The following is a 26427-nucleotide window of genomic DNA, read 5'->3' as shown; positions in this document are numbered from 1 at the left end:
AGTAGGATACAGCCGGCTCAGTACGAGATACTCTGTCGCTGTTTACAACCGGCAGCAACAAAATCGCAAACATATATAAATTGTGTATTGAATGTTTTTAGAGTAAAGAGTATAATGTTTATAATAATTTGATATATTTTTGCTTGTTACTACCGGGGCTGCAAAAAACTTAAAAATGTTCTTAAAAAGGCTTTATTTGTCAAATTCAGGGCAAATAGGGCCTTTTGGATATCCATATACGAACCAGTTAAAAAACCTGTGTATTGTCAGCAGAGACTTAACCACAAAGGAGCGGGAAATATGCCTATTAAAATTCCTAATAATTTACCGGCTGTCAACATCCTCGAAAAGGAGAACATTTTTGCGATGGACGAGGATCGTGCCTATGCGCAAGACATACGTCCGCTTCGGATCTTATTATTAAATCTGATGCCTACCAAAATAGTGACCGAGACGCAATTGCTGCGGCTGTTGGGTAATTCCCCGCTTCAGGTAGAGTTTGACTTTATATATACCGCTACCTATGAACCGAAAAATACTTCACAGGAGCATTTGGTTAAATTTTATGAAACCTTCAACGATGTAAAAACACGTAAATATGACGGCATGATTATTACCGGGGCGCCTGTGGAACAAATCCCGTTTGAAGAAGTCGTATATTGGCAGGAGCTTTGTGAGATTATGGACTGGAGCAGGCGCAATGTCTATTCAACGCTTCATATCTGTTGGGGTGCCCAAGCCGCCTTATACCATCATTATGGAATACCTAAATATAACCTGGCCCAAAAAATGTTTGGTGTTTTTCCTCATACGGTGAATATTAAAGAAAAAATGCTGTTTCGTGGCTTTGATGATGTTTTCTATGTGCCTCATTCCCGGCATACAGAGGTAAGGCGGGAAGACATTGAGAAGATACCACAGTTATGCATATTGTCTGAATCGGCGGAAGCGGGTATCTATGCAATCATTGATAAAAAACACCGGCATTTGTTTATTACTGGTCACTCCGAATATGATCCGTTGACCCTTAAAGCTGAATATGACCGGGATGTTGGCCAAGGGCTGCCAATTAATATTCCTGATAATTATTACCCTAATGATGACCCGCGGCAAACACCCGTAGTTCGCTGGCGGAGTGCGGCGAATTTGCTGTTTTCAAATTGGCTGAATTATTATGTATACCAGGGTACACCTTTTGACTTAGATAAATTGAATGATTCGGGAGACTTAAGCGGGCTTTATGGAGATGGTATTTAGAAAAATTAGCGCTGGCTGGTTGAGCGTCTGCGGCATTATCATATCTCAGTGCTATACCTATTGTCTTTGGGACTCAAATATTTAAAGATTACCCACCCATGCTTGCCTTTGTGCTCAACTTCAAGGTATTGTCCATCCGGGGACTTTTGATATACTTTAACCACATCACCTAACCGCAACACGCTTACAACAGTGCCTGCGGGTGTAGGTTCAGAAAAAATTTTTACCTGGTCGGTATTGGTTACTGCTGTAAAGACAAATAAAGCGAAAATTACCAGGATGCATTTTAATTTGTTCATAATAACCTCCATCATTCTTAGGATTATGTACTAGGGGACCAGCCAGGGTAGCCATGATTCCCCTGGAGAATTTGTATAACTTTTTATTGTCTTTACATCCCCATGGTGTAAAGGCTTTTTTATCCAGGCAGAAAGAAAGTATAACTTTCTAACGAATAAGGGGCAGCGGCGGCCGCTTTTGCCAAAGATCCGTCTACGCCCAAAGGGCACAGGCGGCTGCTGCCGGTGTTCTCCAGGACTTGGCACAAGCCAAGTTTTATAATACAATGATTTATTATCAGGCAGTATGTAGGGATTTGGCAATCCGGTGCGAATACATAAATATAGTTAAGCCTAAATTTATTCTTCCAGCCTGGCGAAGTTCAGGCCTGCAAGAACAAAGTGTTTAAGGCTAACAACAGAAGAAAGGCAGGAACCCAATGATTGATCTGATTGAAGATTATAAGTATTTGTTGGCCCTCCATCTGCAAGATATTAGTAAGCGTTACGGAATACTTTATTATGATGTGCTTAGAGGCAAAATGCCGGAGGAGGTTCAGGGTGTTTATGCCGAGAGCCTGGCCCGGGTGTTTGAATATATGAGTGTTCGGCACGGGTTAGACATGAATGATATTATGGCAGTCCACGAGACAGTAATGGAAACAGCACTCACTGAGTTTATTGCTGTGGCTTTACACAACCCAATGCTAGATAATCCGCAAGCCTTACATTGATTTATCAGCAGGATAGGATCAACAAAAGAGGTTGCTCATGAAGCTGTAAGGAGGCTAAATGTTGCATACTAACATGGCTTATACAACGCGAATTGCAATTCTGGCCAGTGCAGCAGCAATTTTAATGGCACTAGAACTGCCGGTTATTCTTATGCCAGGTTTTTTAAAACTTGATTTTAGTGATATACCGGCTATCATTGGCGCTTTTGCCTTAGGACCGCTTGCCGGGTTTCTGATTGTATTGCTGAAAAATCTGATTCATTTAACCAGTACGCAGACAGCAGGCATTGGCGAGATGGCAAATCTATTTGTGGGGACAGCTTTGATAGTACCGGCTGCTATGATTTATAAAGGCAAAAAAAACCGTACTGGTGCAATGCTTGCGCTGGTGGCGGGAACGATCTCGATGACGCTGGCAGCGGCGGCTCTTAATTACTGGCTGTTGATACCTTTATATCAAATGGCGTTGCATTTGCCGCCTGAGGCAATCGTCAATATGGGCAGGGTGGCGAATCCGCTAATTATTGATTTAAAAACATTTATTGTTTTTGCTATTGTACCATTCAATTTGTTTAAAGGGATTGTTGTTTCGATAATCACAATGCTGGTATACAAAAAAGTTTCGCCTGTTTTGCATTAACAGGGATTTGAGGGAGATTGGCCATGACTGAAGGTAAGCGGGAAAAACTAAAACCGGGTATTTACCGGCATTATAAGGGGCAACAGTATCTGGTGATCGGGGAAGCTGCCCATAGTGAAACCCTTGAACCCCTGGTGGTCTATCGGGCTTTATATGGAGAATTCGGTTTGTGGGTCAGACCCAAGACAATGTTTTGTGAAGGCCTCATTATTGAAGGCCGGGAAGTTCCCCGGTTTGCCCTGGAGTTAACAACCGACTGATAGACACAGCAATGAGCTTTATACATTCTGACAGGGAGGAAAAGCCGCCATTAATGGCGGCCTCTTTTTTGATCAATTTGGCGGAGGGGTTAGTTTGCCGACAATCGCCAGTATTTGCCGTACGGCAATATCCAGGCAGCAAGTATTTTTTACAACATAGTCAGCTGTTTGCCAGTTGTTAAACTCGCCACTACTATTGGCGTACTCAAGGCGGCGATTGATCAGGCCGTTATCATCACCACGATCTAATAACCGGCTAATCACAGTATCATAGTCGACCATAATGAATATCGATTCAACACGGTTGGCAAGCAGCTTTTTCAGTTGGATAAAGCCTTGTGTATCTACTGCCACTGTACTGACAGGATGACGGTTAACTTTGTCTAATACCTCGGCTTTACTCAGTCCGTACACACTGCCGGAATATTCAACCCGTTCGATAATCTCCGTTTTCTGGAACTCTTCTTTACTCACAAAATAATAATGGACGCCGTGCTGTTCCCCCTCCCGGGGTTTGCGTGTGGTATGACTGAGAATGTCGGGAATGCCGTATTTGACAAGTTCCTTTTGAATAGTGGTTTTGCCTGCAGCCGGTGGGCCTATAAGCGCATATACTTTATTCATTATCCTGCTCTTCTCTTTCTATATAGTATTTTGCAGTACAGGGTATAAGTAGAGGAAAGACTTGGCTGTGCCAAGCCTTGAGGACGCCGGCAGAAGCCTTAGCGATTTTTACTTATTTTTTATAGAAAGGAATACTTAATAATGTAAAAAACTTCTGGTTCAGCCAGAAGTTTACACAGATATATTGATACTATTTCCTAAATGAGACGGTGAAATACGGGCAGCTGTTGCCGGGAGCAACTCAAGCAAGCCCTGGTTTTGCGCGGAAGCAGCGTCCATGACCTTTTTCATAACTAAAATACTGGCCTGATTACTAACGTTCATTTGCGAGGCTGCTGAGGAAAGTGCCGCAATATCCATATATATTGCCTCCATTATAATTATAGGTTAATTATACCCTTGCATAGCAAGACAAGTCAATGCCGGCCAAGTTATTCTGACTGTATAGGAAAGCTCATTTAGTCTAGTAAATATTTTTTGGGTGATATTCCTGCAATGTAGCAGGAATATTTAAAAAAATGGCTAATATAAGCGAATGTTAGCTATGTAAACCGGTTTCCTAAACCGGTTTACAAAAGAAGGGATGATATTAATGATACCCAAATTAAATGTATTGCAAAAAATTATGGAGGCGGGGGTAGTTGCTGTCGTACGGGCCGAGACCTCTGAGCAGGCAGTGAAAATTGCTGATGCCTGCCTTAAAGGCGGGGTTGCTGCCATTGAGATTACTTTTACAGTGCCTGGCGCTGTTGAGGTAATTAAGGGCCTTGCCGCTACTTATAAACAGGGTGAAATCATTATTGGCGCCGGTACAGTACTTGATCCGGAGACGGCTCGTGCTGCCATATTAGCCGGTGCGCAATATATTGTCAGCCCATCATTTAATCCTGAAACGGTCAAACTGTGCAACCGTTATCAGGTACCGATCATGGCCGGTTGTATGACAATTAAAGAGGTTGTTGAAGCTATGGAGGCCGGTACTGATATTATAAAATTATTTCCGGGCGAAGCTTTGGGGGCAGCCTTTGTCAAAGCGCTGAAGGGACCGTTGCCTCAGGCACCGGTTATGCCGACAGGTGGTGTCAGCCTCGATAATGTGCAGGACTGGATTAAAGCCGGGTGTGTAGCTGTCGGTGTTGGTGGTAATTTAACGGCCGGTGCTAAAAAGGGTGATTATGAGTCGATTACCGAGATTGGCAGACAATTTATTGACAAAGTACGCCAGGCTCGTGGTAAATAAGTATAATTAAATTTTTAAGAGGTGGATATTTTGAAGAAAGTCGTTTGTTTTGGTGAAATTATGCTGCGTCTGGCGCCGGTGGGGTATCAGCGATTTGAACAAACTCCCAGTTTTGAAGCCGTTTATGGCGGGGGTGAGGCGAATGTATGTGTATCACTGGCTAATTATGGGGAAGAAGCTGTATTTGTAACCAAGGTTCCGGAGAATCCTATCGGGCAGGCTGCTGTTAATGAAATGCGACGCTATGGTGTTGATACCCGGCACATGGTTCGGGGCGGCGAACGTCTGGGTATCTATTTCTGCGAAAAAGGCGCTTCCCAACGCCCTTCCAAGGTAGTGTACGACCGTGCTCACTCTTCTATTTCGGGGGCGCAAAGGTCAGACTTTGACTGGGAGAAAATCTTTACAGGTGCAACCTGGTTTCATTTTACAGGGATTACACCTGCTTTGGGGGATGCTGTTGCCGAGTGTGTGTTAGATGCCTGTAAAGCGGCTAAAAAAGCCGGCCTGACTACGAGCTGTGATCTCAACTTCCGCAAAAACCTGTGGACAAGCGAAAAAGCCGGTAAGGTTATGGCTCAGTTTATGCCGTATGTTGATGTATGCATTGCCAATGAAGAAGATGCGGAAAAAGTATTCGGCATCAAAGCCGATAATACCGATATTACCGGTGGTAAGCTTAGTCATGAGGGGTATAAGGATGTGGCTACAAAGCTTAAAGAACGGTTTGGCTTTAAAGCAGTAGCCATTACTTTACGTGGCAGCATTTCCGCTTCTGATAATAACTGGGCGGCCATGTTGTATAAGGATAATGAATTCTATTTCTCCCGTAATTATGCGGTTCACATCATTGACCGTGTAGGTGGCGGCGATTCATTCGGCGGCGGCTTAGTTCATGCGCTTATAAATAACTACTCTAATAGTGATGCTCTTGAGTTTGCAGTGGCCGCATCTTGCCTCAAACATACAATTGAAGGTGACCATAACCATGTGACTGTCAGTGAAGTAAAAGCACTAATGGGCGGCGATGGTTCCGGGCGCGTTCAGCGGTAACCGGAAATGCCTGTTACTATTGCTGAGGTGGCCAGGAGAGCAGGTGTCTCTAAAAGTACAATATCCCGCTATTTAAATGGTATGTATGAGCATATGGGAGCAGATACACAGGAGCGTATCGCTCAGGTCATCGCTGAACTTGATTATCGGCCCAATACGTTGGCCCGGGGTCTGAAACAAAAACGTACCCATACCATCGGCGCTATTGTGGCTAACATTCTAAATCCTTTTTCCACCAGCATCATCCGGGGGATTGAGGATACACTGCAGGAAGCAGGCTTTAATCTTATTTTATGTAATGCCGATGATGATCCGGCCAAAGAGCGGGACTATGTTAATATGCTTGTTGATAAGCAGATTGATGGCTTAATTATCAATACAACCGGCTGTAATAATCCTTTAATTGCCCAGGTAAATCAACAAACCCCGGTTGTGCTTATTGACAGAAAGGCTCCGGAGATTAATATAGATACGGTTACTGTCGATAGTGCCTGCGGTGTCCGGCAGGCTATCGATCATATGGTTAGTGTTGGCCATCGCCGGATTGCCATGGTTACTTTACCGTATGATCATATCAGCCCCCGTCTGGAGCGGGTTCAGGCTTATCAAGCCGCTTTAGCCGGGCACCGGTTGCCTTTCCGGGAAGAATGGCTGATACGTACTGGTGGCGATGAAACCGAGGTTGCTGCTAAACTGCAGGCATTGGTAGGGGCGGGAAGCCACGAGAACAGCCCGACAGCAATTTTTTGTGCCAACAATCTGATTACCATGTCGGTGGTTAGAGCCCTGAAAAAGATGCGGGTGGCCATACCGGACAAAGTCAGTGTACTTGGTTTTGACGACTGGGATTGGGCTGAACTTATTGAACCGCCAATTACTGTTGTTGCCCAGCCGGTTTATGCTATGGGCAATAAAGCGGCGATGATGCTGATAAAACGCCTAAAAGCACCGCGCATGCCTAAAAAGCCGGCAATTGTAATGTTTCAACCGGAATTGTTAAAGCGTAAATCATGTGGTGAGCAAGAAGCTGAATAAGTAGCGAAAAAGGTAAGTAAAAGCTCAACGGAGTTTTACTTACCTTTTTCTATGATCATAAACGAATTCCTTGCTAAAAAAAACAAGTATGGAATTTCTTAGATTGGCAGCTAGCAAGTTCCGGATACCGGGGGGGTGTATGGCGGGGGGGCGTTAGTGTGTCATATGTATATTTACCATGTTGCACATTGCAGGAAAAAAACGGTTGTGATACAATTATTTGTATAAAAATGTATCTGAAAATAGTGCGGATGTAAGGGAGTGATGGTTGGTTGAGCAGCGACAAAATGTATGTATTCCAAGTGCTGGTGGAGCCTGAACCCGGTAAAAACCACGTTCAGATTAGTACTGAGATATTAGCTAAGGTAGGCCATATTGCCGATGACAAGGTTAATCCAGGGATCCATGTTGCGGTCATTGATAATGTTGCTTTCCCCGGTCAACTTTTATCGAAAGCCAGAAAAGCGTTTGAGATCAGTATTTGTACCCCGCAAGACCTGAACCGTGACTGGCTGCTTCAGCAGCTTGGCACTGGCAGCGGCACGTTTAAACTGGTTGCCAGTAAAAATCCTTCATTAGTATATCTTAATTGCTAAGGGAATATGAAAAGCTTGCCGGTGCTGCCGGTAAGTTTTTTTTACTCCAGGGGAGGTTCTGCTGTTGTAGCGAGGTTAGCCAAGAATGAAAATATTATTATACAGGCTGAATCTATACCGTTCCATCCTAGGGGTAAGGTATAAAATGTACTAAAGGGCCAGTCGGCTTTTTTTAACAAAAATTATCCTGGTCTATTTTTATCTAATTCTCATATACTGTTTATTGTGGAATTCATTGAAGGAGGTGGCAGGATGTTGGTGCATATTCAATGCGGTGTGGTTATGGAGGTTGATCAGGAAGGTATTCATATTTGCCCGAAATGCGGAAAAACGATTAAACCCCGGGTTTCGCGCAAGTAGCCGAGCGGCGTTGACTGGTCTGGGGAATTTTGTTACACTAATAAATACACATGAATTTGATATAAAGGGTGACAATATGCTGCATGAGTTTTCCCGGACCGAATTGTTAATTGGCGCAGAAGGCCTTAAGAAACTTGCCCAAAGCAAAGTCGCCATTTTTGGCATTGGCGGAGTAGGCACATTTGTGGCTGAAGGCCTGGTTCGTTCCGGTGTGGGCAAGTTTGTACTGGTTGATGATGATTGTATCTGCCTCACAAATATTAACCGGCAGCTGCATGCAACCAGAAAAACAGTTGGCAAATCTAAGGTTGAAGTGATGCGCAGCCGCATTCTGGAGATAAACCCCAAGGCTGAAGTAACTGTTTTTCAGGAGTTTTATATGCCGGATAACGCCGCCGGACTGCTTGCCGATGATTATAGTTATATCGTAGATGCCATTGATACGGTTACCGGTAAGCTAGATTTGGTAATGCAAGCTAAGTCCAGAAGTATTCCGGTTATCTCTTCGATGGGCGCCGGCAACAAACTGGACCCAACCAGGTTTGAAGTGGCAGATATTTTCAATACTTCCGTTTGTCCGCTGGCCAAGGTAATGCGGCAGGAATTGAGGAAGCGGGGCGTTACTTCATTAAAGGTAGTCTATTCTAAAGAAGAGCCGCTTACACCTTTGGCAACAGAAAACTCTAGCTGTAGTGCAGGGTGCGTCTGCCCCCAGGGAACAACGCGCAAATGTACAACACGCCGCCAGATTCCGGGCAGTATTGCCTTTGTACCCTCTGTAGCTGGTCTGATTATTGCCGGTGAAGTGGTTAAGGATATTGTTTTCAGCAAAATGTAAGAGAAGCTTTATGGGCGTCGCTAACCCATAAAGCTTCTTTGTTTTACCTGGTACTGCGGGTTTGGCTATATACGTCCCACGCACTCATAATTTTTTGCCGGGAGAATTCAAGGCGCTTAGCAGTTACTTTGCTGCCGCCTCTTTCGTTTTCGGCTGCTAGATCATAGAGGGTGTTATTGAGGGAAGATACGATTGCTGTCAGCAGGTCGTGCACCGGATCTTTGTCTGATTCCATTTAGATTAGGCCTCCATTTTTTTACAGGGATTAGACTGCCTGCCAGGCGGCAGGGAATTTTCAGGTCCTTTTCATTTGCCTATTGGGATTATAGCTGGATATTTGCGGAAAAGCAATAAAAAAGTTTACTTTGTCCTGAGTTGCGTAAGACTTAATTTTCTGATATTGATGCAGGGTATTGCAGGAGCGTTTTATCTATGTTATAGTGGTGCTAATCAATCTTTGATTTCAGCAATGAAGCTATGGCGCATTTTTCTGCCTATAGCTTTTTATTTTATCAAAAGAATAGGTTGCAAAAGCAATGAGGCTTACCGCATTCACCAATGCGGTAAGCCTTTGTCGTTTTACAACAATATAAAGGAGGTGATCGCTTTCGTGCATAATAAAAGGCTTCACGGGTAGTGCGAGTACCCGTGAAGCCGGGGGCAACATCACATTCCCAAGTGACGGCAAGGGTTTATTGACATGCCCATCTACATTATATTCTACACACTAACATTTTTCAACATAAACCCGGAAGCCAGTTTATCTCATTATTTAATATAAGGGAGGAAATTTACATGAGACAGGTTGCTATTTATGGTAAAGGCGGTATAGGAAAATCAACGACAACCCAAAACACCGTGGCAGCATTGGCTGAAGCCGGGAAACACATAATGGTGGTTGGCTGTGACCCGAAGGCTGACTCAACCCGGTTGCTGCTAAACGGACTTTGTCAAAAGACAGTACTGGATACCCTGCGTGACGAAGGCGACGATATTGATCTTGATGACATTTTAAAGCCAGGATTTAAAAATACCATGTGTGTTGAATCAGGCGGCCCGGAACCAGGGGTAGGCTGCGCCGGCCGCGGCATCATTACCTCTATCAATATGCTTGAATCGCTGGGGGCATATACTTCCGACCTTGACTATGTGTTTTATGACGTATTAGGTGACGTTGTCTGCGGCGGCTTTGCAATGCCAATCCGTGAAGGCAAAGCCGAAGAAATATATATTGTAGCATCAGGTGAGTTAATGGCCCTTTATGCTGCCAATAACATTGCCAAGGGGATTCAAAAGTATGCCGCATCAGGTAAAGTCCGGCTTGGCGGCATCATCTGCAACAGCCGGAAGGTAGATAATGAATTACCGCTGTTAAAGGCATTTGCCGAAGAGCTTGGCTCGCAGCTCATTTACTTTGTGCCGCGGGATAATGTTGTCCAACGGGCGGAAATCAATAAGAAAACAGTGGTTCACTTTGAACCTGAGGCTGGTCAAGCCGAGGAATACCGTAACCTGGCCAAAGCTATTGACGAAAACAGACTGTTTGTTATCCCTAAACCCATGACCCAAGATCGCCTGGAAGAACTGATGATGCAGCACGGTTTTCTTGATGCCATCGCCTAAGCCGGACCGACGATAAAATGAGGAGTGAGTATTGTGATATTAATTAGAGCAATCATCAGACCGGACAAAAAAGACGAGGTATTGGCGGCGCTGTCGGCAGCCGGATTTAACGCTGTTACCGTTGTCGACGTCGTCGGACGAGGTAAGCAAAAGGGCATCAAAATTGGCGGTGTCGTATATGATGAAATCCCCAAAAGCTTATTATTGATGGCTGTGCGGGCCGAATACAAACAGGAAATTGTTAAAGTAATCATGGAAGCAGCGAAAACCGGCGAAAAGGGAGCTTACGGTGACGGTAAAATTTTCGTCAGCCCTGTTTCTGAGGTATACACTGTATCGAGCGGCATGAAAGAGTTGTAAAAGGAGGGTGACACCATGAAAGAGATCATTGCCATCGTGCGCATGAATAAAACAGGCGCTACGAAGAAAGCTCTTGTAGACGCTGGCGTGGCCGGTTTCACCGCCTTTAAGGTAATGGGCCGTGGCCAATTAGTCGATGACCCGGCGATTGTAGCCGAGCGAAAAGCAAAAATGATGGCGCTGGCTGGTGCAGATGAACAAGATGCAGAGATGTTAATTGACGGTTTTCTTGACGGGCACCGGTTGTTTCCACGACGGCTATTCACCATCCTGGCTCACGATGAAGACGCCGACACTATCATTGAGGCGATCATGGCGGTGAACCGTACCGAAAACGGAGTAGGTGACGGTAAAATTATCGTCGTACCTATGTTGGATGCAATTCGGGTTCGTACTGGTGAATCCGGTGAAGAAGCAGTATAAATAGCAAGTGCAAGGGGGGTAAAGCAGCATGGCTGTTACTGAAAAACAATTACAGGAAATACTTGACCAATATCCAGCCAAAGTTCAGAAAAACCGCAAGAAACATATTTTGATTAAGGACGGCGAGCAAGGCGCTCAAATTATTGAAGCCAATACACGTACAGTGCCTGGTATAATTACAAATCGCGGCTGTGCCTATGCCGGCTGTAAAGGCGTAGTGCTTGGCCCGCTGAAAGATATGGTTCATATTACCCATGGCCCGATCGGGTGTGCTTACTATACCTGGGGTACACGCCGCAATAAGGCCAAAAACGATGATCCCAGTCAATATTTTCTTAACTATAGCTTCTCTACTGATATGCAGGAAAGCGACATCGTATTTGGCGGTGAGAAGAAGCTGGCTAAGGTTATTGATGACGTCGTGGAAATTTTTCATCCCAAAGCGATTACCGTATCCGCCACTTGTCCGGTAGGGCTTATCGGCGATGATGTGGGGGCAGTGGCCAAAGCCGCTGAGGGCCGCCATGGTATTCCGGTACTGTCTTTTAGCTGTGAGGGCTATAAAGGTGTCAGTCAGTCTGCCGGTCACCATATCGCTAATAATATTCTTATGGATAAGGTCATTGGTGCATCTGATCTGGAAGAGGCTCCCGGTAAATATGCAATCAATATTCTGGGGGAGTATAACATTGGCGGCGACAGCTGGGAAATTGAGCGCGTGCTCAAGGAAATCGGCTATACCATCGTGTCGGTTATGACTGGTGACGGCACTTATAAGGATTTAAGAAACGCCCATACGGCTGAGCTTAATCTGGTCCAATGCCACCGCTCCATCAACTATATTGCGGAAATGCTGGAGACCAAATATGGTACACCCTGGCTTAAAGTAAATTTTATCGGTGTCCAGGGCACAACAGATTCTCTCCGGAACATGGCTTTGTACTTCGGCGATGAAGCGCTTATCCAGAAAACCGAGGAAGTGATTGCCCGGGAAGTGGCACGGGTTGAGCCCTTGCTGGATCAGTATAAAAAGATTTGCGACGGCAAAACGGCTTTTTGTTTTGTGGGAGGCTCCCGCGGCCATCATTACCAGGGGCTTTTCTCCGAGTTAGGTATTGAAACAGTACTGGCCGGGTATGAATTCGCCCACCGGGACGATTATGAGGGGCGTGAAGTTATTCCCACGATTAAGACCGATGCTGATTCGAAGAATATTCCCGAACTGCATGTTACTACCGATGAACGGCGTTTTCGGCTGAAGGTATCGCCGGCAAAGATGGAAGAACTGAAAAAGAAGATTCCGCTCAGCTATTATGCCGGTATGAATGCGGAAATGAAAGACGGCAGCATCATTGTTGATGATCTCAATCATTTTGAGACCGAAGAATTTATCAAGATTCTCAAACCAGATATTTTCGCATCAGGTATTAAAGATAAATATGTTATTCAAAAAATGGGCATCCCTGCCAAACAACTCCATTCTTATGATTATAGCGGTCCCTATGCCGGTTTCAACGGTGCAGTAAACTTTGCCAGGGATGTTAGCATGGGTTTTGCTTCCCCTACCTGGAACTTCATAGTGCCGCCATGGCAGGATGAACCCCTGCTCAGCGGTACTGTAAATGAGGAAGGAGTGGCCTAATATGCTGGATTGTACACCAAAAGAGATGAAACAACGCCACGGCGCAGTCATTAACCCGGCAAAAACCTGCCAGCCCATTGGGGCCATGTATGCAGCCCTTGGCATTCATAGTTGCCTGCCCCACAGCCATGGCTCGCAAGGCTGCTGCTCTTTCCATCGCATGCACCTGTCCCGGCATTTCCGGGAGCCAGCGATGGCTTCCACCTCAAGCTTCACGGAAGGTGCTTCGGTATTTGGCGGTGGCGCCAATTTAAAAACAGCGATTAAAAATGTTTTTTCGATCTATAACCCCGCTGTTATGGCTATTCATACTACCTGCCTGACGGAAACGATCGGCGATGATATACCCAGTATTATTAAATCGGCAGAGGTGCCTGAAGGTAAGCTGGTTATTCACGCCAATACCCCCAGTTATCAGGGGTCTCATATTACGGGTTTCTCCAATATGACCAAAGGTATGGTTGCCTATATTGCCGAGACTGCTTCACCGGTGAAAAAAGAGCAGGCTAATATTATTCCCGGGTTCGTTAATCCCGGTGATATGCGGGAAATAAAACGCATTGTCAAAGCTATGGGCATTAAATTCATCATGTTTCCAGACACCTCCGGGGTTATGGATGCACCTATGACCGGGAAGTTTACCATGTATCCCCAAGGCGGCGCTACCGTAGCCCAGATTAAAGACAGCGGCAACTCCAAAATAACGCTGGCTCTCGGCCGGTTTGCGTCCAGTGATGCAGCAGATGCACTAACCAAGAAATGTCAGGTGCCGGCAGCCGTGCTTAAGACGCCGATTGGTATTAAGGCTACCGATGCGCTGCTGTTATCCCTGCGCCGGACCTTCGCCCAGGAAGTGCCGGCAGAACTGGAAGAAGAACGCGGCCAGTTAGTCGATATTATGACAGACACCCATTTTCACTTTCATGGTAAAACAGTAGCAATCTTCGGTGATCCTGATGTGGTTACCGGACTGACTGAATTCGTTCTCAGTCTGGGGATGGTGCCCCTGCACATTCTGACCGGTACGCCGGGAGGCGCTATGGGTTCAGCAGTCGGCAGCTTTGAAGATGACATTAATGAACTTTTGACCCAGGCCGGGATTAGCGCTAACGTTAAAGCCGGCGGTGATTTATTTACCCTGCATCAGTGGATCAAGAATCAGCCGGTTGACCTTATCATCGGCAATACCTACGGAAAATATATTGCGCGGGCCGAAGATATTCCTTTAGTACGGGTTGGCTTTCCGGTCCTGGACCGCAGTGTGCATTCCTATTTGCCGGTTGTTGGCTACCGGGGAGCGATGCGCCTGATTGAAAGTATCAGCGGGGCGTTGTTAGAACGGGCTGACCGTGATGCTGCAGACGAAGATTTCGAACTGGTTATGTAAATAAGCGGGGTGAAGCAAATGAGCGAGACGACTGTAGCCATTTCGGAACGAGAACAGTTTATAGCCACGAAAGGGCGGCGTAAAAATTCATTAAAGTGTGATGCTGACAGCATTGCCGGCTGTGTCAGTCAGCGGGCCTGTGTATACTGTGGTGCCAGAGTGGTGCTTAATCCGGTTACCGATGCAATCCACCTGGTACATGGCCCGGTCGGCTGCGCCAGCTACACCTGGGATATTCGGGGCAGTTTGTCCAGTGGCTCTGAATTGTACCGCAACAGCTTTTGTACCGATTTACGGGAGCAAGACATTATTTTTGGCGGCGAAAAGAAACTGGCTAAAACCATTGATGAGCTTGTTGCCAAGCACCCGGCGAAGCTTATGTTTGTTTATTCCACCTGTATTGTCGGGGTAATTGGCGATGATTTGGCTGCTGTTTGCAAAGCTGCGGCACTTAGGAACAATCTAGAAGTTATTCCGGTCGAGTCAAGTGGTTTTATTGGTAATAAATCAGCCGGCTACCGGGCGGCCTGTGAGGCTCTGTTAAAACTGATTGCTCCGGTTGACCGGGCTCAGGCTGCGGCCAGCCGGACAATCAATTATCTGGGCGACTTCAACCTGGCGGGTGAAGCCTGGATCATCAGGGATTATCTGGCCCAAATGGGGGTTCAGATAAACACTGTTTTTACTGGCGACTCAACCAGTGCCACCCTCAAGGGCGCCGCCAATGCCTCGCTGAATATCGTACAATGCGCAGGCTCGATGAATTATCTGGCTGCCCAGTTACAGGAACTGTATGGCATACCGTATATGCAGGTATCCTTTCTGGGGATAGAGGATACGGCTAAATCCCTGCGTAGTATCGCCGCTGCTATGGGGGGCGGTGCGATCAGGGCTAAGGCCGAGGTGCTCATTCGCCGGGAAACCGACCGGGTGTTGCCTTACATTAACAAGTTCCGGGAGAAATTTATCGGCAAAAAAGCCGCCGTCTATGTCGGCGGCGGCTTTAAAGCCATCTCACTTATCAAACAGTTCCGGGAGATCGGTATTGAGGTTGTTATGATTGGGACCCAAACCGGCCGGCGCGAAGAGTACGATACTATCCATGAGCTTGTTGCCGAGGGCACGGTGATCCTGGATGATGCCAATCCGGCCGAACTGGAGCGGTTTATGACCAGTCAGGGAGCCCATCTGCTGGTTGGCGGTGTAAAGGAACGGCCACTAGCCTATAAGCTGGGGTTGGCCTTTATTGATCATAATCATGATCGCAAGCATCCTTTAAGCGGTTATGACGGCGCGGTAAATTTTGCACAGGAAGTTTACTCTACCCTGTGTTCCCCGGTGTGGAAATATACGGCGGGAAAAGGAGGTGGCTGATATGGAGAACCCTTGTCATATGTGTATGCCGATGGGTGGAATTCTGGCGCTCAAAGGCATCGAAAAGTCGATGGTTATTGTTCATGGCTCGCAAGGCTGCAGTACTTATATGCGGCGGCATATTGCCGAGCATTTTAACGAACCGGTTGATGTCGGCTCCTCTTCCCTTAATGAAAAAGGGACCGTATATGGCGGGGCGGCTAATCTCCGCACCGCTCTTGATAACATTAGGCGGGTATATCAGCCCAAGCTGGTCGGCGTTGTTACCACCTGCCTGGCGGAGACCATTGGTGAAGACGTTGCCAGGATTGTAAAAGAGTACCGGCAGGATAACGGGATTGATATGCCGATTGTTGCGGCCAGTACGCCCGGGTATGGCGGTAGCCACAACGAAGGCTACTGGCTGACAGTCAGGCGAATTGTTGAAACACTGGCTACAACTACTGAGCGGCATAACAAGGTCAATGTGATCATTCCCAGTATGAGTCCGGCAGATATCCGTGAGCTAAAGCGCTTTTTGGCAGCAATGGGGCTTGATTATACCCTGTGCCCGGATATCTCGGATACTATGGATCAGCCATATCTGCCTGTGTATAGCAAAGTGCCGGCCGGCGGCACCCCGGTTGCAGATCTCTGCCGGATGAGTGGTGCGCCGGCGACAATCGAACTGGGGGTTACTATTGATGGCGGCGTGTCGCCGGGGAAATACCTGGAGGATACGTTTGGCGTACCTCTCTACAGAGTGCCGATCCCAATTGGCATTGAGAATACAGACGCCTTTATGGCGGCCCTTGAATCAATCAGCGGCAAAAAGCGGCCGGCGGCAATTGAGCTTGAGCGGGGGCGCCTGCTTGACGCCATGATTGACTCTCATAAATACAACTTTGCCGGTCGCGCTGCTATTTTTGGTGATCCTGAGCTGGTGTATGCGGTTACGCAGGCCTGTCTGGAGAATGGCATCCGCCCCATTGTCGTGACTGGTGATAAAAATGGTAACTTGTCCAGGCTGCTGCCAGACAATGAAATGACCAGTGAAACTATTGTGCTGTCAGATCCGGACTTTAATTTAGTGCAGGAACGGGCCGGAACTGGTGCGGCCAATATAGCGATCGGTCATTCTGACGGACGCTTTCTTACCGAACGGGATGGTATTCCTTTGGTCAGGCTGGGATTTCCTATTCATGACCGGGTGGGAGGACAACGGCTTTTATCTGTTGGCTATACCGGCACTGCACTATTTTTAGACCGTATTACCAATACCCTATTGGAAGATAAATATAGAGATTACCGTAAGAATATGTTTAATAAATACTTTCAACAGCCAAAAAATGAACGCCAAAGAAAGGGGGTGGCCGCTCTATGACGAGCGTGCTTACCGATAAACATCCCTGCTTTTCAGCGCTAGCTCAGCATCAATACGCCCGCATGCATCTGCCGGTGGCTCCCCGGTGTAATATCAGCTGTAATTACTGTAGCCGCAAGTTTGACTGTGTAAACGAAAGCCGCCCTGGGGTAACCAGCGAAATCCTGTCACCCCAGGAAGCTAAAGAAAAATTCGCCCAAGTCAAAGCGGCAATTCCCAATCTAAGCGTTGTCGGTATCGCCGGTCCGGGGGATGCCCTGGCTAACTGGGAGGAAACAAGGGCGACAATTGAGCTTATTAAGCAGGTTGATCCCGGCATCATAGTCTGTCTATCAACAAACGGGCTGTTGTTGCCTGAATATGCACCAGAGTTAATTAAACTAGGTGTGCAGCATGTAACTGTAACCGCTAACTGTACGGACCCGGTTGTTGGCGCCCAGGTTTATGGAACTGTTAATTATCGGGGCAAGCGTTATGTTGGCGTTGAGGGTTCGGAAATTCTTCTGAATAATCAACAGGAGGGTATTATGTATCTGGCCGGGCATGGTGTTACCGTCAAGGTAAATATTGTCATGATTAAGCTGGTCAATGATTGGCATGTTCCCGATGTTGTCAAAAAAGTTAAGCAGCTAGGTGCCTGCATGACTAATATTATGCCATTTATTCCCGCGCCAGGCAGTGTCTTTTCCGGCCTGCCGCAAACAAATATGCGCGATGTTACAGCCATTCGTACAGCTTGTGCCAGTGAACTGAGACAAATGACTCATTGCCGGCAATGCCGGGCTGATGCTATTGGTTTATTAGGGCAAGACAGAGCCGGTGAGTTTAGGAGCTGTGCCACGCAGGTGGAACCGGTTGAGGCCAAACCGGTACCGTTTGTTCCCCATTACAAAATTGCTGTTACCAGCAAATTCGGCAAGCTGGTTGATTTACATTTTGGCCAGGCAGAAGAGTTCCTGATTTACCAGGTGAATGGCAGCCGTTTTGAACTGGTGGAGACGCGGCAGCTGGAAAAATATTGTGTGGGTAATGTTGCCTGCGATAATGAGGATAAACGAAAAGATGGCATATTAATGGCTTTATCGGACTGTGATGCGGTATTGACTATGCGTATCGGCTATCAGGCCCAGAAGCGTCTCTTAAAGCGGGGCATTATGTCAGTTGAGTACTGCTATACCATAGAAAGCGGGCTTGGGTATGCAACAGAACAGCTGGATTTGAAAGCTGCAGCCGTTTAAGGGCAGGGAGGTAATAAAAATGGCGCGGGAAATAGCAGTGTTTGTGGGGAATAATGGCAGTACTGCTGCCCTGGGAGAGCCAGGCAAAGTTATTGTTTACCGGCGCCAGCAGGGTAAGTGGCAACCGGTTAGCGAGGCAGTGCTTCAGCTTGATCCCACAAGCGGCATGGCAGGAGTACGGCAACAATTAGCAGCAATGATTGAATTTATCGGACGGTGCCGTGTATTTGTTGCCCGGGCTGTCTCCGGCCTTCTATACAAAGAACTTGAGCAGGCAGGATTCAGTATTTGGGAATTTGACGGCCGTCCGCTGGAATTTCTGGAATATATATTAATTCAGGAAGAACTTGCCGCCCGCCAGCCAGCTCCGCTCAAGGCTGTAACTCCGACGGTTGTTGAGACCGGGCCAGGCTGCTATCAGGTATCACTTAAGGAGTTGCAGCAAAGCGGTACCGGCATGACTTCTAAGCAAGTATTGCAACCCTTGTTAAATGGCAATTTCTATCTTGTTGAAGTTTTATGCGGCCATATTCCGCCCTGGTTAGAGGCTGACTGGGCCTGTGGCAAGTTTGATTGTACAGCCGAGCGGGCTGCAGACGGTGTTAAGTTGACAATAAAGAAAAAAAGTTGTGGTGAGTATAATGAGCAAGCCAACCTGGATTGATCAGACACTAAATGCAGCCGTCAAGTTGCGTTTTTCCAGTGACCAACTTACAGGGATTTCCGGTTTGCTGTCTGGGTTAGGGGTTCAGAAAGCTGGTATTTATATGCCAGACTGGCAACAATATTGTCCGGATTTGTCCGGTGTTAGGCAACAGCTTGAGCTTTGGGGAATAATCGATATAACGGTTTGTGAACTTGAGTGGTTAGTACAGGCCGGTATTAAACAGGTAATAGTTGTGGTCCGTAATTTTTGTCCGGACGATGGTATCGCTAACCTGGAAGCTGTAATGGTCAAAGCAGGCAGGCTTGGTTTGGATGTTGCTCTATTGCTGGAAGGTCTGGCCAATTTGGGCCAACATGACTTGGCAGCTGTTATTGGCAAAATCAATAGCTATTCCCTAAAGACTGTTTTCTATGGAGATGAAAATGGGAGCGGCAATTATTTAACCATCTGTGATCAAATAACCCTGTTGAAAAATAATTTGCATTGTCCTATCGGTATCCGAGCCGGAAATGCCTACGGTTTGGCAACTGCCAATACACTGGCTGCAATGAAGGCCGGTGTCCGGCAGGTAATGACGGCGGTAGCCGGGATCGGCAGCTGTGCTCCCTGGGAAGAGGCACTTATGGCTGCTAAACAATTTACCGGACAGGATATTGAAATACCACCTGCTTTAGCGGGTAAATGTCAACAGGTTCTTGCGGCCCTGCAGCTTACGATTTCCGCAGCTAAAGCCATTATTGGCCCGGCGATTTTTGCTCATGAATCGGGTTTGCATGTTGATGGCGTCAATAAGGACCCTTGGTTGTATGAACCCTTTGCCCCGGAGCTTGTTGGATTAAGCAGGCAACTTATTATCGGTAAACATTCAGGAACCACTGCTTTGAAAACTAAGTTTGCAGCCTGGGGGATAAGGTTGGAAGAAGTTGAGTCCAAAAAGCTGCTTGCCAGTGTACGGGCACTAGCTGTGCGCAACAAGTCGGCAATTAGTGATGATGAATTACAACGTCTATACTTATCAGGCTGAGAGGTGCAGATATATGCAAGAACTCAATCAGGCTGTTTTAATTGATACCACCTTGCGAGACGGAGAGCAAGCAGCGGGTATTGTTTTTACAGCCATGGAAAAGCTGGCTATTGCCACTGCTCTTGATAAAGCAGGCGTGACCTGGATTGAAGCAGGTACGCCGGTTATGGGTCAAGAAGAAGCCGAGGCTTTGCGATTTATTCTTGATGCCCGTCTAAAAGCAGTCGTATTTGCCTGGAATCGTGCATACCGGGAAGATATTGAGGCATCAATTGCGTGTGGCTTTGAATTTTTGCATATCTCTGTTCCTGTATCAGATCTTCATATTCATCGTAAACTAAAGAAAAGCCGTGACTGGGTGATCGCTCAACTGAGAACTGCGATACTTTTAGCACAAAGCCATGGCTGTTATGTGTCGGTTGGAGCCGAAGATGCATCAAGGGCCAGTTCCGAACAATTTCTTGAACTCGCCGAGCTTAGCGCCAGCCTTGGCGTGCTAAGGATCCGTTATGCAGACACGGTTGGTCTGTTAGATCCGTTTTCTAGCGCGGAAATTATGGCTGACCTTACAGTTCGCTGTCCATTACCCATTGAATTTCATGGCCATAATGATTTTGGCCTGGCTACAGCCAATACATTAGCGGCATTGCAAAATGGAGCTGTATTTGCCAGTGTAACTGCTGCAGGTATTGGGGAACGGTCAGGCAATGCCGCCTTAGAGGAAGTGGCCGTTGCTCTAGATGAAATATATAAGGTGCCAAGCCGGATTGATTTAACAGCAGTAAAAAATATAGGCTGCCAAGTGGCAGCCCTGAGTCGCAGGCGTGTTTTCAATACCTGAATAATATCTTAGCATAATTAATAGCTTCGTCCGCCTGGTAAGTTCCGGGCGGACCTTTTGTCCTGATAGAAAGTATAACTTTCGCCTGGATAAGGGCAACATCGGCTTTCGCTAAAGGCTTGGCGCAAGCGTGTTTTCTTTATGTTTTCCTGAATTTCGCGGTTAATACGCGGACTGGCCAGCACTGTAGCTGAGGACAGGTTTTTACTAAATCCCTTACCGTGAGCATATTTGATCGTAGTTTTCACGGCTCGACCTCCTCTGCGAATAGATTATTTGTCTAAGCGTTGGTATAGTTCCTGATATTTTCTTAATACAGGATCAGCGGCTAAGTCGTTATCCAAACAGATATCAAGTATTGCTTTAGGGCAAAACTCAGAGGAAAACTCACAGGAACTACTTTCGATGCAATCAGTGCATCCTCTGATTTTGTACATAATACAAAATCACCTCCTGAGAATTATTGAGCTTAAATATATCACGCTGCTATAGTTTCTGAAAACAAAGACCATTTTATTAAGCGGTCATGGTGGCAATTTTTTACGAACAGGCAGGAGCTGCGGCGGCTTGTTTATTGGTTTATTATCCATAAATACAATGGTATAATATAAAACAGACTATAGAGGGAAGTGGTGGAGCATGATGCGAGCAGGCAAAGCAGGACAACTGTACGAATCAGGCCAAAACAAATTAGAAGAAAAAATCATGTACCGTTTAGATAGTGAAGGTCATAGACTTCTTATTGTCAAAGCAGGACTTATTAACCAGGAAATAGAAAATATTCAGAATGGGATGGCTACACTAAGTATATATATTGATGGTCCTGTTATTTTTTTACTCTTTAGATTTGGAACCGAAAACTGGAACGATGTTCCATTCTCCTGGCATACCGTGCCGCGGGGCATTCGGGTGTATCCAGAAGAAGCTGCAGATTCTGCTATTCTTAAAGTCACACTTGTAAATGCTGACGACGGTATTGTACAGGCTGTGAGGGAGATATTTATGACGCCTGAATTTGCCAATACGCTTAATTCATCTATAACAACTCAGGCTAACGGCAGCTTCAATGGCCTATCCTACGCGAAACACCTTAACATGGTGTACAACCAGTACACTGCTGGAGCAATGGCGGACATGGCTGGCGTGCATATGGTTTCCTTATAAATTACGCTGGGAGGAGTGGTTTGTGATGAGTGAATTTAAAGACTGGCACAACGAGACGATTGCGGGAAAAGTTGTTGAAGCTCTGCAAAAGAATAACTTTACCGCCACCTATGTCAGCACAAGGCAGGAAGCGTTAGACAAACTGGCTGCGTTGATTCCTGGGGATGCTACTGTCGGGATCGGCGGCTCGTGGACGATTAAAGAAGTCGGGATTGATACCTTGCTGGAAGAGCGGGGCAACACAGTATTTAACCATAATAAACCGGGACTGGCACCAGCAGAATCTCTGGCACTGCGACGGCAGGAACTGACCTGTGATGTTTTCCTTACCGGGACTAATGCCTTAACCCTGAAAGGTGAACTTGTTAATGTTGACGGGGCTGGTAATCGGGTGGCGGCGATGATTTTTGGTCCTAAAAAGGTTATTGTCCTAACCGGTATAAATAAGATTGTTACCGACGTTGATGCAGCCATGGACCGGATTGAGTTGTTTGCCGCTCCGATTAATAACAAACGTCTAAGTCGCCCTAACCCATGTACTGTAACTGGTGAATGTATGGATTGCCAAGGGCCTACGCGGATATGTAATGTAACTACAGTCATGCACAAGAAGCCTGCGGCAAGTGATGTTGAGATCATTATTATTGGAGAAGAATTAGGGTTTTAAATTATGTTAACAGGAAGGGCAGCACATTTTGTAATGTGTGCCCTTGTTTTTTTACCCTATTAGAATTTATAAAAAGCAATGCTATAGCATAGGATAGGCAATCTAGCCAACGGCCTTGAAACAAGCAAGTTTTTCTAAGCTTGTACAAATAATTAACGAATAACTGCGGCTCTCCTGTCATATATGTTATTGTCTTAGGCATTTATAAAGGGGATGTCTGCATGGGTAACCAGCTAGGGAAACGGGCTATCTGGCTAATTTTCATTTTCGGGTTTATTACTTTTGCTACGCCGGTTTATGCCCAGGCGATGGCACAGGTAGCTTCGCCTCAAATTGTTGTTAATCTCCCCAGTCGTACCCTGGAGCTTTATAAGGATAATATTCTGGTGAAAGAGTATCAGGTGGCCATTGGCAAAGCGGATACACCTACACCGATTGGTGATTTTTCAATACTTGAGAAAGAGGTTGATCCTGCCTGGTATCCTCCCGGCAAGAACTATGTCGTGCCTTCCGGGCCTGAAAACCCACTGGGATACCGGTGGATGGGGTTGGGAGACCTGTATGGTATTCATGGTACGAACGCTCCCTGGTCAATTGGATTGGCAATTTCTAACGGCTGTATTCGGATGCAAGAAATAGATGCTGAAGAATTATTTGAAATTATTGATTGTGATACTCCAGTCAAGATTGAATATGAGCGGATTAAAATACGGATTAATGCCAGCGGGGAGGCCACTATTGGCATTTACCCCGATGTATATAATCAGCAGACAGTTACTCTGGCTGATGTTAAAGATGCATTGCAGCAGGCTGCATTAGACAATCTTGTTGACGATGATTTCCTGCGGACTCTTATAAAGGCTGTTCCCGATCATCAAGTTGTATTCGCTCAGCTTCATAACCTTAAGATAAACGGAAGCTTACGTTCTGAGCATATACTGTCCAGAGAGGGTAAAAAGTATATACCAGTTTTGGCTTTAGCCGATAGTTTGCGTACTACTGTACAATGGAATGCAGTGAGCCGGACAGTAACCCGTCAGAACCAGACAGTTCCAGGTGTTAAGCTTGGTGATAAACTATATGTTACTGTTGATCATGTGCCAATGTTGTTCGGAGGGCGGGAAAATTGGAATGATGAGCAAAATTGTCTGGAACTGCTATTGCCTGTTGCCAGGTTGGATGGGCAAATACTATCAGGTGGTATTCAGCGTATGGACAATATCTTGGCGGTACCGGCTCTTGCTATAGCCAATGAATTAGGCGAACGCGTAACCTGGCAGTCTCAAACCGGAGAACTGCTTATACGTGGGAAACCAGCGCCAGTTAAACTGATAAGTGGGCAGCCGTTTATATCAGTAAATGATATCAGCAGAGTCTACAATGTAGCAACAGACTGGAATGACCAAACGCAAATGCTTGATTTGATCTATCCTCTGTTTCCAGTTGATTATTCTATGTATTTGGATCCTAATGACGAATATTTGTGATAAGCGATTTAGCTTGCAATAGAGGATTTGCGTAGTTTCATGTGAAGCCTGCTAAAGGTTTTGCCTGAAAGAAAAATAATGTCCACAAGCCTGAGAAAATTTATTTTAGATTAAGTAGATTGACATAATCAATAGAGACGTGCTATTATAAGTAAGTCGCCAATCGGTGCGGTAAAATATCCCAACACTTAATAAACAGTGAGAATTGGATTTAAAACAAAAGCATTTTAAGTCTTGACATGTTTATATAAACGTGTTAACATATAAAAGCTGTCGCATTCAGCAGTAACATAGCGCAGCAAAGAACAACGGTCCCGGGCCAAGCGTATCGTCCATGATACGCCCGTGATCCTAGCGCATCCATGCGCGTCGTTCCCTGAAAACTGAACAATGTAAAGAAATGCATCATACAAATGCCAGATGTGCGGTGTGCTGCTTGCAGCACAAGCAAAACAAATTTGATTTAATTGAGCCGATAAACGGCTTCAATATATATAGTCGTAACCGACTATGCACTTTATTGGAGAGTTTGATCCTGGCTCAGGACGAACGCTGGCGGCGTGCCTAACACATGCAAGTCGAACGGAGCAGTTAGCAATAACTACTTAGTGGCGAACGGGTGAGTAACGCGTAGACAACCTGCCTCTTAGCTGGGGACAACACCGCGAAAGTGGTGCTAATACCGAATGTGGTAACTCGGTTGCATAACGGAGTTAAGAAAGATGGCCACTCTGAAGAAGCTATCGCTAAGAGATGGGTCTGCGTCTGATTAGCTGGTTGGTGAGGTAACGGCTCACCAAGGCGACGATCAGTAGCCGGTCTGAGAGGATGAACGGCCACACTGGGACTGAGACACGGCCCAGACTCCTACGGGAGGCAGCAGTGGGGAATCTTCCGCAATGGACGAAAGTCTGACGGAGCAACGCCGCGTGAGTGAAGAAGGCCTTCGGGTCGTAAAGCTCTGTCGTTTGGGACGAACGTGGTCTATGTGAATAATGTAGACTAATGACGGTACCAAAGGAGGAAGCCACGGCTAACTACGTGCCAGCAGCCGCGGTAATACGTAGGTGGCAAGCGTTGTCCGGAATTATTGGGCGTAAAGGGCGTGTAGGTGGCCTGGTAAGTCGTGTGTCTAAGTGCGAAGCTCAACTTCGTATGGGCGCAGGAAACTGCCAGGCTTGAGTGCAGGAGAGGAAAGTGGAATTCCCAGTGTAGCGGTGAAATGCGTAGATATTGGGAGGAACACCAGTGGCGAAGGCGACTTTCTGGACTGTGTCTGACACTGAGGCGCGAAAGCCAGGGGAGCGAACGGGATTAGATACCCCGGTAGTCCTGGCCGTAAACGATGGGTACTAGGTGTAGAGGGTATCGACCCCTTCTGTGCCGGAGTTAACGCAATAAGTACCCCGCCTGGGGAGTACGGCCGCAAGGTTGAAACTCAAAGGAATTGACGGGGGCCCGCACAAGCGGTGGAGTATGTGGTTTAATTCGACGCAACGCGAAGAACCTTACCAGGGCTTGACATTGAGCGAAAGGTTCAGAGATGAATCCCTATCTACGGATACGCGAAAACAGGTGGTGCATGGCTGTCGTCAGCTCGTGTCGTGAGATGTTGGGTTAAGTCCCGCAACGAGCGCAACCCTTATCCTTTGTTGCCAGCGCGTAAAGGCGGGAACTCAAGGGAGACTGCCGCAGAGAATGCGGAGGAAGGCGGGGACGACGTCAAGTCATCATGCCCCTAATGTCCTGGGCTACACACGTACTACAATGGGCTTAAACAAAGCGAAGCAAGCCTGCGAAGGTAAGCAAAACGCAGAAATAAGCTCTCAGTTCGGATCGGAGGCTGCAACTCGCCTCCGTGAAGTCGGAATCGCTAGTAATCGCAGGTCAGCATACTGCGGTGAATACGTTCCCGGGCCTTGTACACACCGCCCGTCACACCACGAAAGTCAGTCACACCCGAAGCCGGTGGGGTAACCGGTCTGGATATTAGACTTTAGATTTTAGACATTGGATGAACAGAATACGCAGTATTCTACCATAATCCAACATCCACCATCTAACGTCCAATATCCAGACAGGGGCTAGCCGTCTAAGGTGGGGCCGATGATTGGGGTGAAGTCGTAACAAGGTAGCCGTATCGGAAGGTGCGGCTGGATCACCTCCTTTCTAGGGAGAACCGTTTGGGGTAACCCCCAAACTACTTCCAAGGTCGGTACATCTTGGCAGATGCAAAAGATACTAGACGGAGC

Annotated in this window: 29 protein-coding genes and 1 rRNA gene; 25 read left to right on the top strand and 5 right to left on the bottom strand. The window is 46.6% G+C overall.

Going from position 1 to position 26427, the window contains the following annotated elements:
- The first annotated feature begins 300 nt into the window (after positions 1-300).
- On the top strand, positions 301-1257 hold the full coding sequence (metA, locus tag SPTER_RS21030) for a homoserine O-acetyltransferase MetA (protein ID WP_144352186.1): 957 nt from the start codon (positions 301-303) through the stop codon (positions 1255-1257).
- A 38-nt stretch (positions 1258-1295) separates the two neighbouring features.
- On the opposite strand, the gene SPTER_RS21025 is transcribed toward metA, so the two are convergent.
- Positions 1296-1556 (bottom strand): SH3 domain-containing protein, encoded by a 261-nt coding sequence (locus tag SPTER_RS21025; protein WP_144352185.1) that lies wholly within the window; start codon positions 1554-1556, stop codon positions 1296-1298.
- 419 nt (positions 1557-1975) lie between these two features.
- On the opposite strand from SPTER_RS21025, the gene SPTER_RS21020 reads away from it, so the two are divergent.
- From SPTER_RS21020 to SPTER_RS21010, 3 genes are read left to right on the top strand one after another with little or no spacing between them, the layout of a single operon-like run.
- On the top strand, positions 1976-2269 hold the full coding sequence (locus SPTER_RS21020; RefSeq protein WP_144352184.1) for a hypothetical protein: 294 nt from the start codon (positions 1976-1978) through the stop codon (positions 2267-2269).
- 58 nt (positions 2270-2327) lie between these two features.
- Positions 2328-2909 (top strand): ECF transporter S component, encoded by a 582-nt coding sequence (locus tag SPTER_RS21015; RefSeq protein WP_144352183.1) that lies wholly within the window; start codon positions 2328-2330, stop codon positions 2907-2909.
- A 23-nt stretch (positions 2910-2932) separates the two neighbouring features.
- A complete protein-coding gene (locus SPTER_RS21010; protein ID WP_144352182.1) occupies positions 2933-3169 on the top strand; it encodes a DUF1653 domain-containing protein in 237 nt (78 codons plus the stop codon).
- 72 nt (positions 3170-3241) lie between these two features.
- Here SPTER_RS21010 and SPTER_RS21005 read toward each other — a convergent pair whose 3' ends face one another.
- Together SPTER_RS21005 and SPTER_RS21000 are read right to left on the bottom strand one after the other, a co-directional pair.
- Entirely contained in the window at positions 3242-3793 is a 552-nt protein-coding gene (locus SPTER_RS21005; RefSeq protein ID WP_144352181.1) for a guanylate kinase, read from the bottom strand.
- A gap of 171 nt (positions 3794-3964) precedes the next feature.
- Positions 3965-4153 carry a YjfB family protein gene (locus tag SPTER_RS21000; RefSeq protein WP_144352180.1) on the bottom strand — a complete coding sequence of 63 codons (189 nt, stop codon included), beginning with the start codon at positions 4151-4153 and terminating at the stop codon, positions 3965-3967.
- A 232-nt stretch (positions 4154-4385) separates the two neighbouring features.
- On the opposite strand from SPTER_RS21000, the gene SPTER_RS20995 reads away from it, so the two are divergent.
- From SPTER_RS20995 to SPTER_RS20975, 6 genes are all read left to right on the top strand, one after another.
- The gene (locus SPTER_RS20995; RefSeq protein WP_425474297.1) at positions 4386-5033 is read left to right on the top strand and encodes a bifunctional 4-hydroxy-2-oxoglutarate aldolase/2-dehydro-3-deoxy-phosphogluconate aldolase; all 648 of its coding nucleotides are present in this window, start codon (positions 4386-4388) and stop codon (positions 5031-5033) included.
- Between the two features lie 30 nt (positions 5034-5063).
- Positions 5064-6086, top strand: coding sequence for a sugar kinase (locus tag SPTER_RS20990; RefSeq protein ID WP_211367358.1), 1023 nt, complete (start codon positions 5064-5066; stop codon positions 6084-6086).
- A 6-nt stretch (positions 6087-6092) separates the two neighbouring features.
- Positions 6093-7121, top strand: coding sequence for a LacI family DNA-binding transcriptional regulator (locus SPTER_RS20985; RefSeq protein ID WP_144352179.1), 1029 nt, complete (start codon positions 6093-6095; stop codon positions 7119-7121).
- Positions 7122-7393: 272 nt separating this feature from the next.
- Positions 7394-7717, top strand: coding sequence for a hypothetical protein (locus SPTER_RS20980; protein ID WP_144352178.1), 324 nt, complete (start codon positions 7394-7396; stop codon positions 7715-7717).
- A gap of 252 nt (positions 7718-7969) precedes the next feature.
- A complete protein-coding gene (locus tag SPTER_RS25470; RefSeq protein ID WP_246105380.1) occupies positions 7970-8077 on the top strand; it encodes an endonuclease Q family protein in 108 nt (35 codons plus the stop codon).
- A 76-nt stretch (positions 8078-8153) separates the two neighbouring features.
- The gene (locus SPTER_RS20975; RefSeq protein ID WP_144352177.1) at positions 8154-8915 is read left to right on the top strand and encodes a tRNA threonylcarbamoyladenosine dehydratase; all 762 of its coding nucleotides are present in this window, start codon (positions 8154-8156) and stop codon (positions 8913-8915) included.
- Positions 8916-8958: 43 nt separating this feature from the next.
- Here the strand turns inward: SPTER_RS20975 and SPTER_RS20970 are convergent, their stop codons facing one another.
- Positions 8959-9150 (bottom strand): hypothetical protein, encoded by a 192-nt coding sequence (locus SPTER_RS20970; protein WP_144352176.1) that lies wholly within the window; start codon positions 9148-9150, stop codon positions 8959-8961.
- A gap of 560 nt (positions 9151-9710) precedes the next feature.
- On the opposite strand from SPTER_RS20970, the gene nifH reads away from it, so the two are divergent.
- Genes nifH through SPTER_RS20910 form a run of 11 tightly spaced genes read left to right on the top strand, consistent with a single transcriptional unit; the run spans position 9711 to position 20857 of the window.
- Entirely contained in the window at positions 9711-10538 is an 828-nt protein-coding gene (gene nifH, locus SPTER_RS20960) for a nitrogenase iron protein (protein ID WP_144352174.1), read from the top strand.
- A gap of 33 nt (positions 10539-10571) precedes the next feature.
- On the top strand, positions 10572-10898 hold the full coding sequence (locus SPTER_RS20955; RefSeq protein ID WP_144352173.1) for a P-II family nitrogen regulator: 327 nt from the start codon (positions 10572-10574) through the stop codon (positions 10896-10898).
- Positions 10899-10913: 15 nt separating this feature from the next.
- Positions 10914-11321 (top strand): P-II family nitrogen regulator, encoded by a 408-nt coding sequence (locus SPTER_RS20950; RefSeq protein WP_144352172.1) that lies wholly within the window; start codon positions 10914-10916, stop codon positions 11319-11321.
- Positions 11322-11349: 28 nt separating this feature from the next.
- The gene (gene nifD, locus SPTER_RS20945) at positions 11350-12963 is read left to right on the top strand and encodes a nitrogenase molybdenum-iron protein alpha chain (RefSeq protein ID WP_144352171.1); all 1614 of its coding nucleotides are present in this window, start codon (positions 11350-11352) and stop codon (positions 12961-12963) included.
- A 1-nt stretch (position 12964) separates the two neighbouring features.
- Entirely contained in the window at positions 12965-14350 is a 1386-nt protein-coding gene (nifK, locus tag SPTER_RS20940) for a nitrogenase molybdenum-iron protein subunit beta (protein WP_144352170.1), read from the top strand.
- Positions 14351-14368: 18 nt separating this feature from the next.
- On the top strand, positions 14369-15724 hold the full coding sequence (nifE, locus tag SPTER_RS20935) for a nitrogenase iron-molybdenum cofactor biosynthesis protein NifE (RefSeq protein WP_144352169.1): 1356 nt from the start codon (positions 14369-14371) through the stop codon (positions 15722-15724).
- Between the two features lies 1 nt (position 15725).
- Complete coding sequence (locus SPTER_RS20930) at positions 15726-17087, top strand: nitrogenase component 1 (protein ID WP_144352168.1); 1362 nt, start codon at positions 15726-15728, stop codon at positions 17085-17087.
- Positions 17084-18325, top strand: coding sequence for a nitrogenase cofactor biosynthesis protein NifB (nifB, locus tag SPTER_RS20925; protein WP_144352167.1), 1242 nt, complete (start codon positions 17084-17086; stop codon positions 18323-18325). The genes SPTER_RS20930 and nifB overlap by 4 nt, the downstream gene beginning before the upstream one ends.
- Before the next feature lie 19 nt (positions 18326-18344).
- Positions 18345-18989: a Fe-only nitrogenase accessory AnfO family protein gene (locus SPTER_RS20920; protein ID WP_144352166.1), complete on the top strand. Its 645-nt coding sequence runs from the start codon at positions 18345-18347 to the stop codon at positions 18987-18989.
- A complete protein-coding gene (locus tag SPTER_RS20915; protein WP_170233354.1) occupies positions 18967-20016 on the top strand; it encodes a homocitrate synthase/isopropylmalate synthase family protein in 1050 nt (349 codons plus the stop codon). The genes SPTER_RS20920 and SPTER_RS20915 overlap by 23 nt, the downstream gene beginning before the upstream one ends.
- 13 nt (positions 20017-20029) lie before the next feature.
- On the top strand, positions 20030-20857 hold the full coding sequence (locus SPTER_RS20910) for a beta/alpha barrel domain-containing protein (RefSeq protein ID WP_144352164.1): 828 nt from the start codon (positions 20030-20032) through the stop codon (positions 20855-20857).
- A 17-nt stretch (positions 20858-20874) separates the two neighbouring features.
- On the opposite strand, the gene SPTER_RS20905 is transcribed toward SPTER_RS20910, so the two are convergent.
- Positions 20875-21105, bottom strand: coding sequence for a hypothetical protein (locus SPTER_RS20905; protein WP_144352163.1), 231 nt, complete (start codon positions 21103-21105; stop codon positions 20875-20877).
- Positions 21106-21496: 391 nt separating this feature from the next.
- Between SPTER_RS20905 and SPTER_RS20900 the strand changes: the two genes are divergently transcribed.
- The 4 genes from SPTER_RS20900 to SPTER_RS20885 all read left to right on the top strand — a co-directional run bounded on the left by SPTER_RS20900 (position 21497) and on the right by SPTER_RS20885 (position 26344).
- Positions 21497-22021: a hypothetical protein gene (locus SPTER_RS20900; RefSeq protein ID WP_144352162.1), complete on the top strand. Its 525-nt coding sequence runs from the start codon at positions 21497-21499 to the stop codon at positions 22019-22021.
- Positions 22022-22046: 25 nt separating this feature from the next.
- Complete coding sequence (locus SPTER_RS20895; RefSeq protein ID WP_144353021.1) at positions 22047-22688, top strand: lactate utilization protein; 642 nt, start codon at positions 22047-22049, stop codon at positions 22686-22688.
- 308 nt (positions 22689-22996) lie between these two features.
- Complete coding sequence (locus tag SPTER_RS20890) at positions 22997-24175, top strand: L,D-transpeptidase family protein (RefSeq protein WP_170233353.1); 1179 nt, start codon at positions 22997-22999, stop codon at positions 24173-24175.
- 517 nt (positions 24176-24692) lie between these two features.
- Positions 24693-26344: ribosomal RNA gene (locus SPTER_RS20885) — 16S ribosomal RNA — on the top strand.
- Positions 26345-26427: the final 83 nt, after the last annotated feature.

The sequence above is a fragment of the Sporomusa termitida genome, assembly GCF_007641255.1.
Taxonomy (GTDB): Bacteria; Bacillota; Negativicutes; order Sporomusales; family Sporomusaceae; genus Sporomusa; species Sporomusa termitida.
The sequence above is the reverse complement of the archived record's forward strand: the minus strand, read 5'-3'. Positions and strand labels throughout refer to the sequence as shown.

Coding starts and splice junctions, on each gene's coding strand:
- SPTER_RS20915 (WP_170233354.1), top strand. CDS start 18,967: ATGAGCAAGCCAACCTGGATTGATCAGACACTAAATGCAGCCGTCAAG.
- nifD (WP_144352171.1), top strand. CDS start 11,350: ATGGCTGTTACTGAAAAACAATTACAGGAAATACTTGACCAATATCCA.
- SPTER_RS25470 (WP_246105380.1), top strand. CDS start 7,970: ATGTTGGTGCATATTCAATGCGGTGTGGTTATGGAGGTTGATCAGGAA.
- SPTER_RS20910 (WP_144352164.1), top strand. CDS start 20,030: ATGCAAGAACTCAATCAGGCTGTTTTAATTGATACCACCTTGCGAGAC.
- SPTER_RS21010 (WP_144352182.1), top strand. CDS start 2,933: ATGACTGAAGGTAAGCGGGAAAAACTAAAACCGGGTATTTACCGGCAT.
- nifH (WP_144352174.1), top strand. CDS start 9,711: ATGAGACAGGTTGCTATTTATGGTAAAGGCGGTATAGGAAAATCAACG.
- SPTER_RS20920 (WP_144352166.1), top strand. CDS start 18,345: ATGGCGCGGGAAATAGCAGTGTTTGTGGGGAATAATGGCAGTACTGCT.
- SPTER_RS20890 (WP_170233353.1), top strand. CDS start 22,997: ATGGCACAGGTAGCTTCGCCTCAAATTGTTGTTAATCTCCCCAGTCGT.
- SPTER_RS20895 (WP_144353021.1), top strand. CDS start 22,047: ATGAGTGAATTTAAAGACTGGCACAACGAGACGATTGCGGGAAAAGTT.
- SPTER_RS21005 (WP_144352181.1), bottom strand. CDS start 3,793: ATGAATAAAGTATATGCGCTTATAGGCCCACCGGCTGCAGGCAAAACC.
- SPTER_RS21025 (WP_144352185.1), bottom strand. CDS start 1,556: ATGAACAAATTAAAATGCATCCTGGTAATTTTCGCTTTATTTGTCTTT.
- SPTER_RS21020 (WP_144352184.1), top strand. CDS start 1,976: ATGATTGATCTGATTGAAGATTATAAGTATTTGTTGGCCCTCCATCTG.
- SPTER_RS20930 (WP_144352168.1), top strand. CDS start 15,726: ATGGAGAACCCTTGTCATATGTGTATGCCGATGGGTGGAATTCTGGCG.
- SPTER_RS20900 (WP_144352162.1), top strand. CDS start 21,497: ATGATGCGAGCAGGCAAAGCAGGACAACTGTACGAATCAGGCCAAAAC.
- SPTER_RS21000 (WP_144352180.1), bottom strand. CDS start 4,153: ATGGATATTGCGGCACTTTCCTCAGCAGCCTCGCAAATGAACGTTAGT.
- SPTER_RS20975 (WP_144352177.1), top strand. CDS start 8,154: ATGCTGCATGAGTTTTCCCGGACCGAATTGTTAATTGGCGCAGAAGGC.
- SPTER_RS20950 (WP_144352172.1), top strand. CDS start 10,914: ATGAAAGAGATCATTGCCATCGTGCGCATGAATAAAACAGGCGCTACG.
- SPTER_RS20995 (WP_425474297.1), top strand. CDS start 4,386: ATGATACCCAAATTAAATGTATTGCAAAAAATTATGGAGGCGGGGGTA.
- nifE (WP_144352169.1), top strand. CDS start 14,369: ATGAGCGAGACGACTGTAGCCATTTCGGAACGAGAACAGTTTATAGCC.
- nifK (WP_144352170.1), top strand. CDS start 12,965: ATGCTGGATTGTACACCAAAAGAGATGAAACAACGCCACGGCGCAGTC.
- SPTER_RS20970 (WP_144352176.1), bottom strand. CDS start 9,150: ATGGAATCAGACAAAGATCCGGTGCACGACCTGCTGACAGCAATCGTA.
- SPTER_RS21015 (WP_144352183.1), top strand. CDS start 2,328: ATGTTGCATACTAACATGGCTTATACAACGCGAATTGCAATTCTGGCC.
- metA (WP_144352186.1), top strand. CDS start 301: ATGCCTATTAAAATTCCTAATAATTTACCGGCTGTCAACATCCTCGAA.
- SPTER_RS20985 (WP_144352179.1), top strand. CDS start 6,093: ATGCCTGTTACTATTGCTGAGGTGGCCAGGAGAGCAGGTGTCTCTAAA.
- nifB (WP_144352167.1), top strand. CDS start 17,084: ATGACGAGCGTGCTTACCGATAAACATCCCTGCTTTTCAGCGCTAGCT.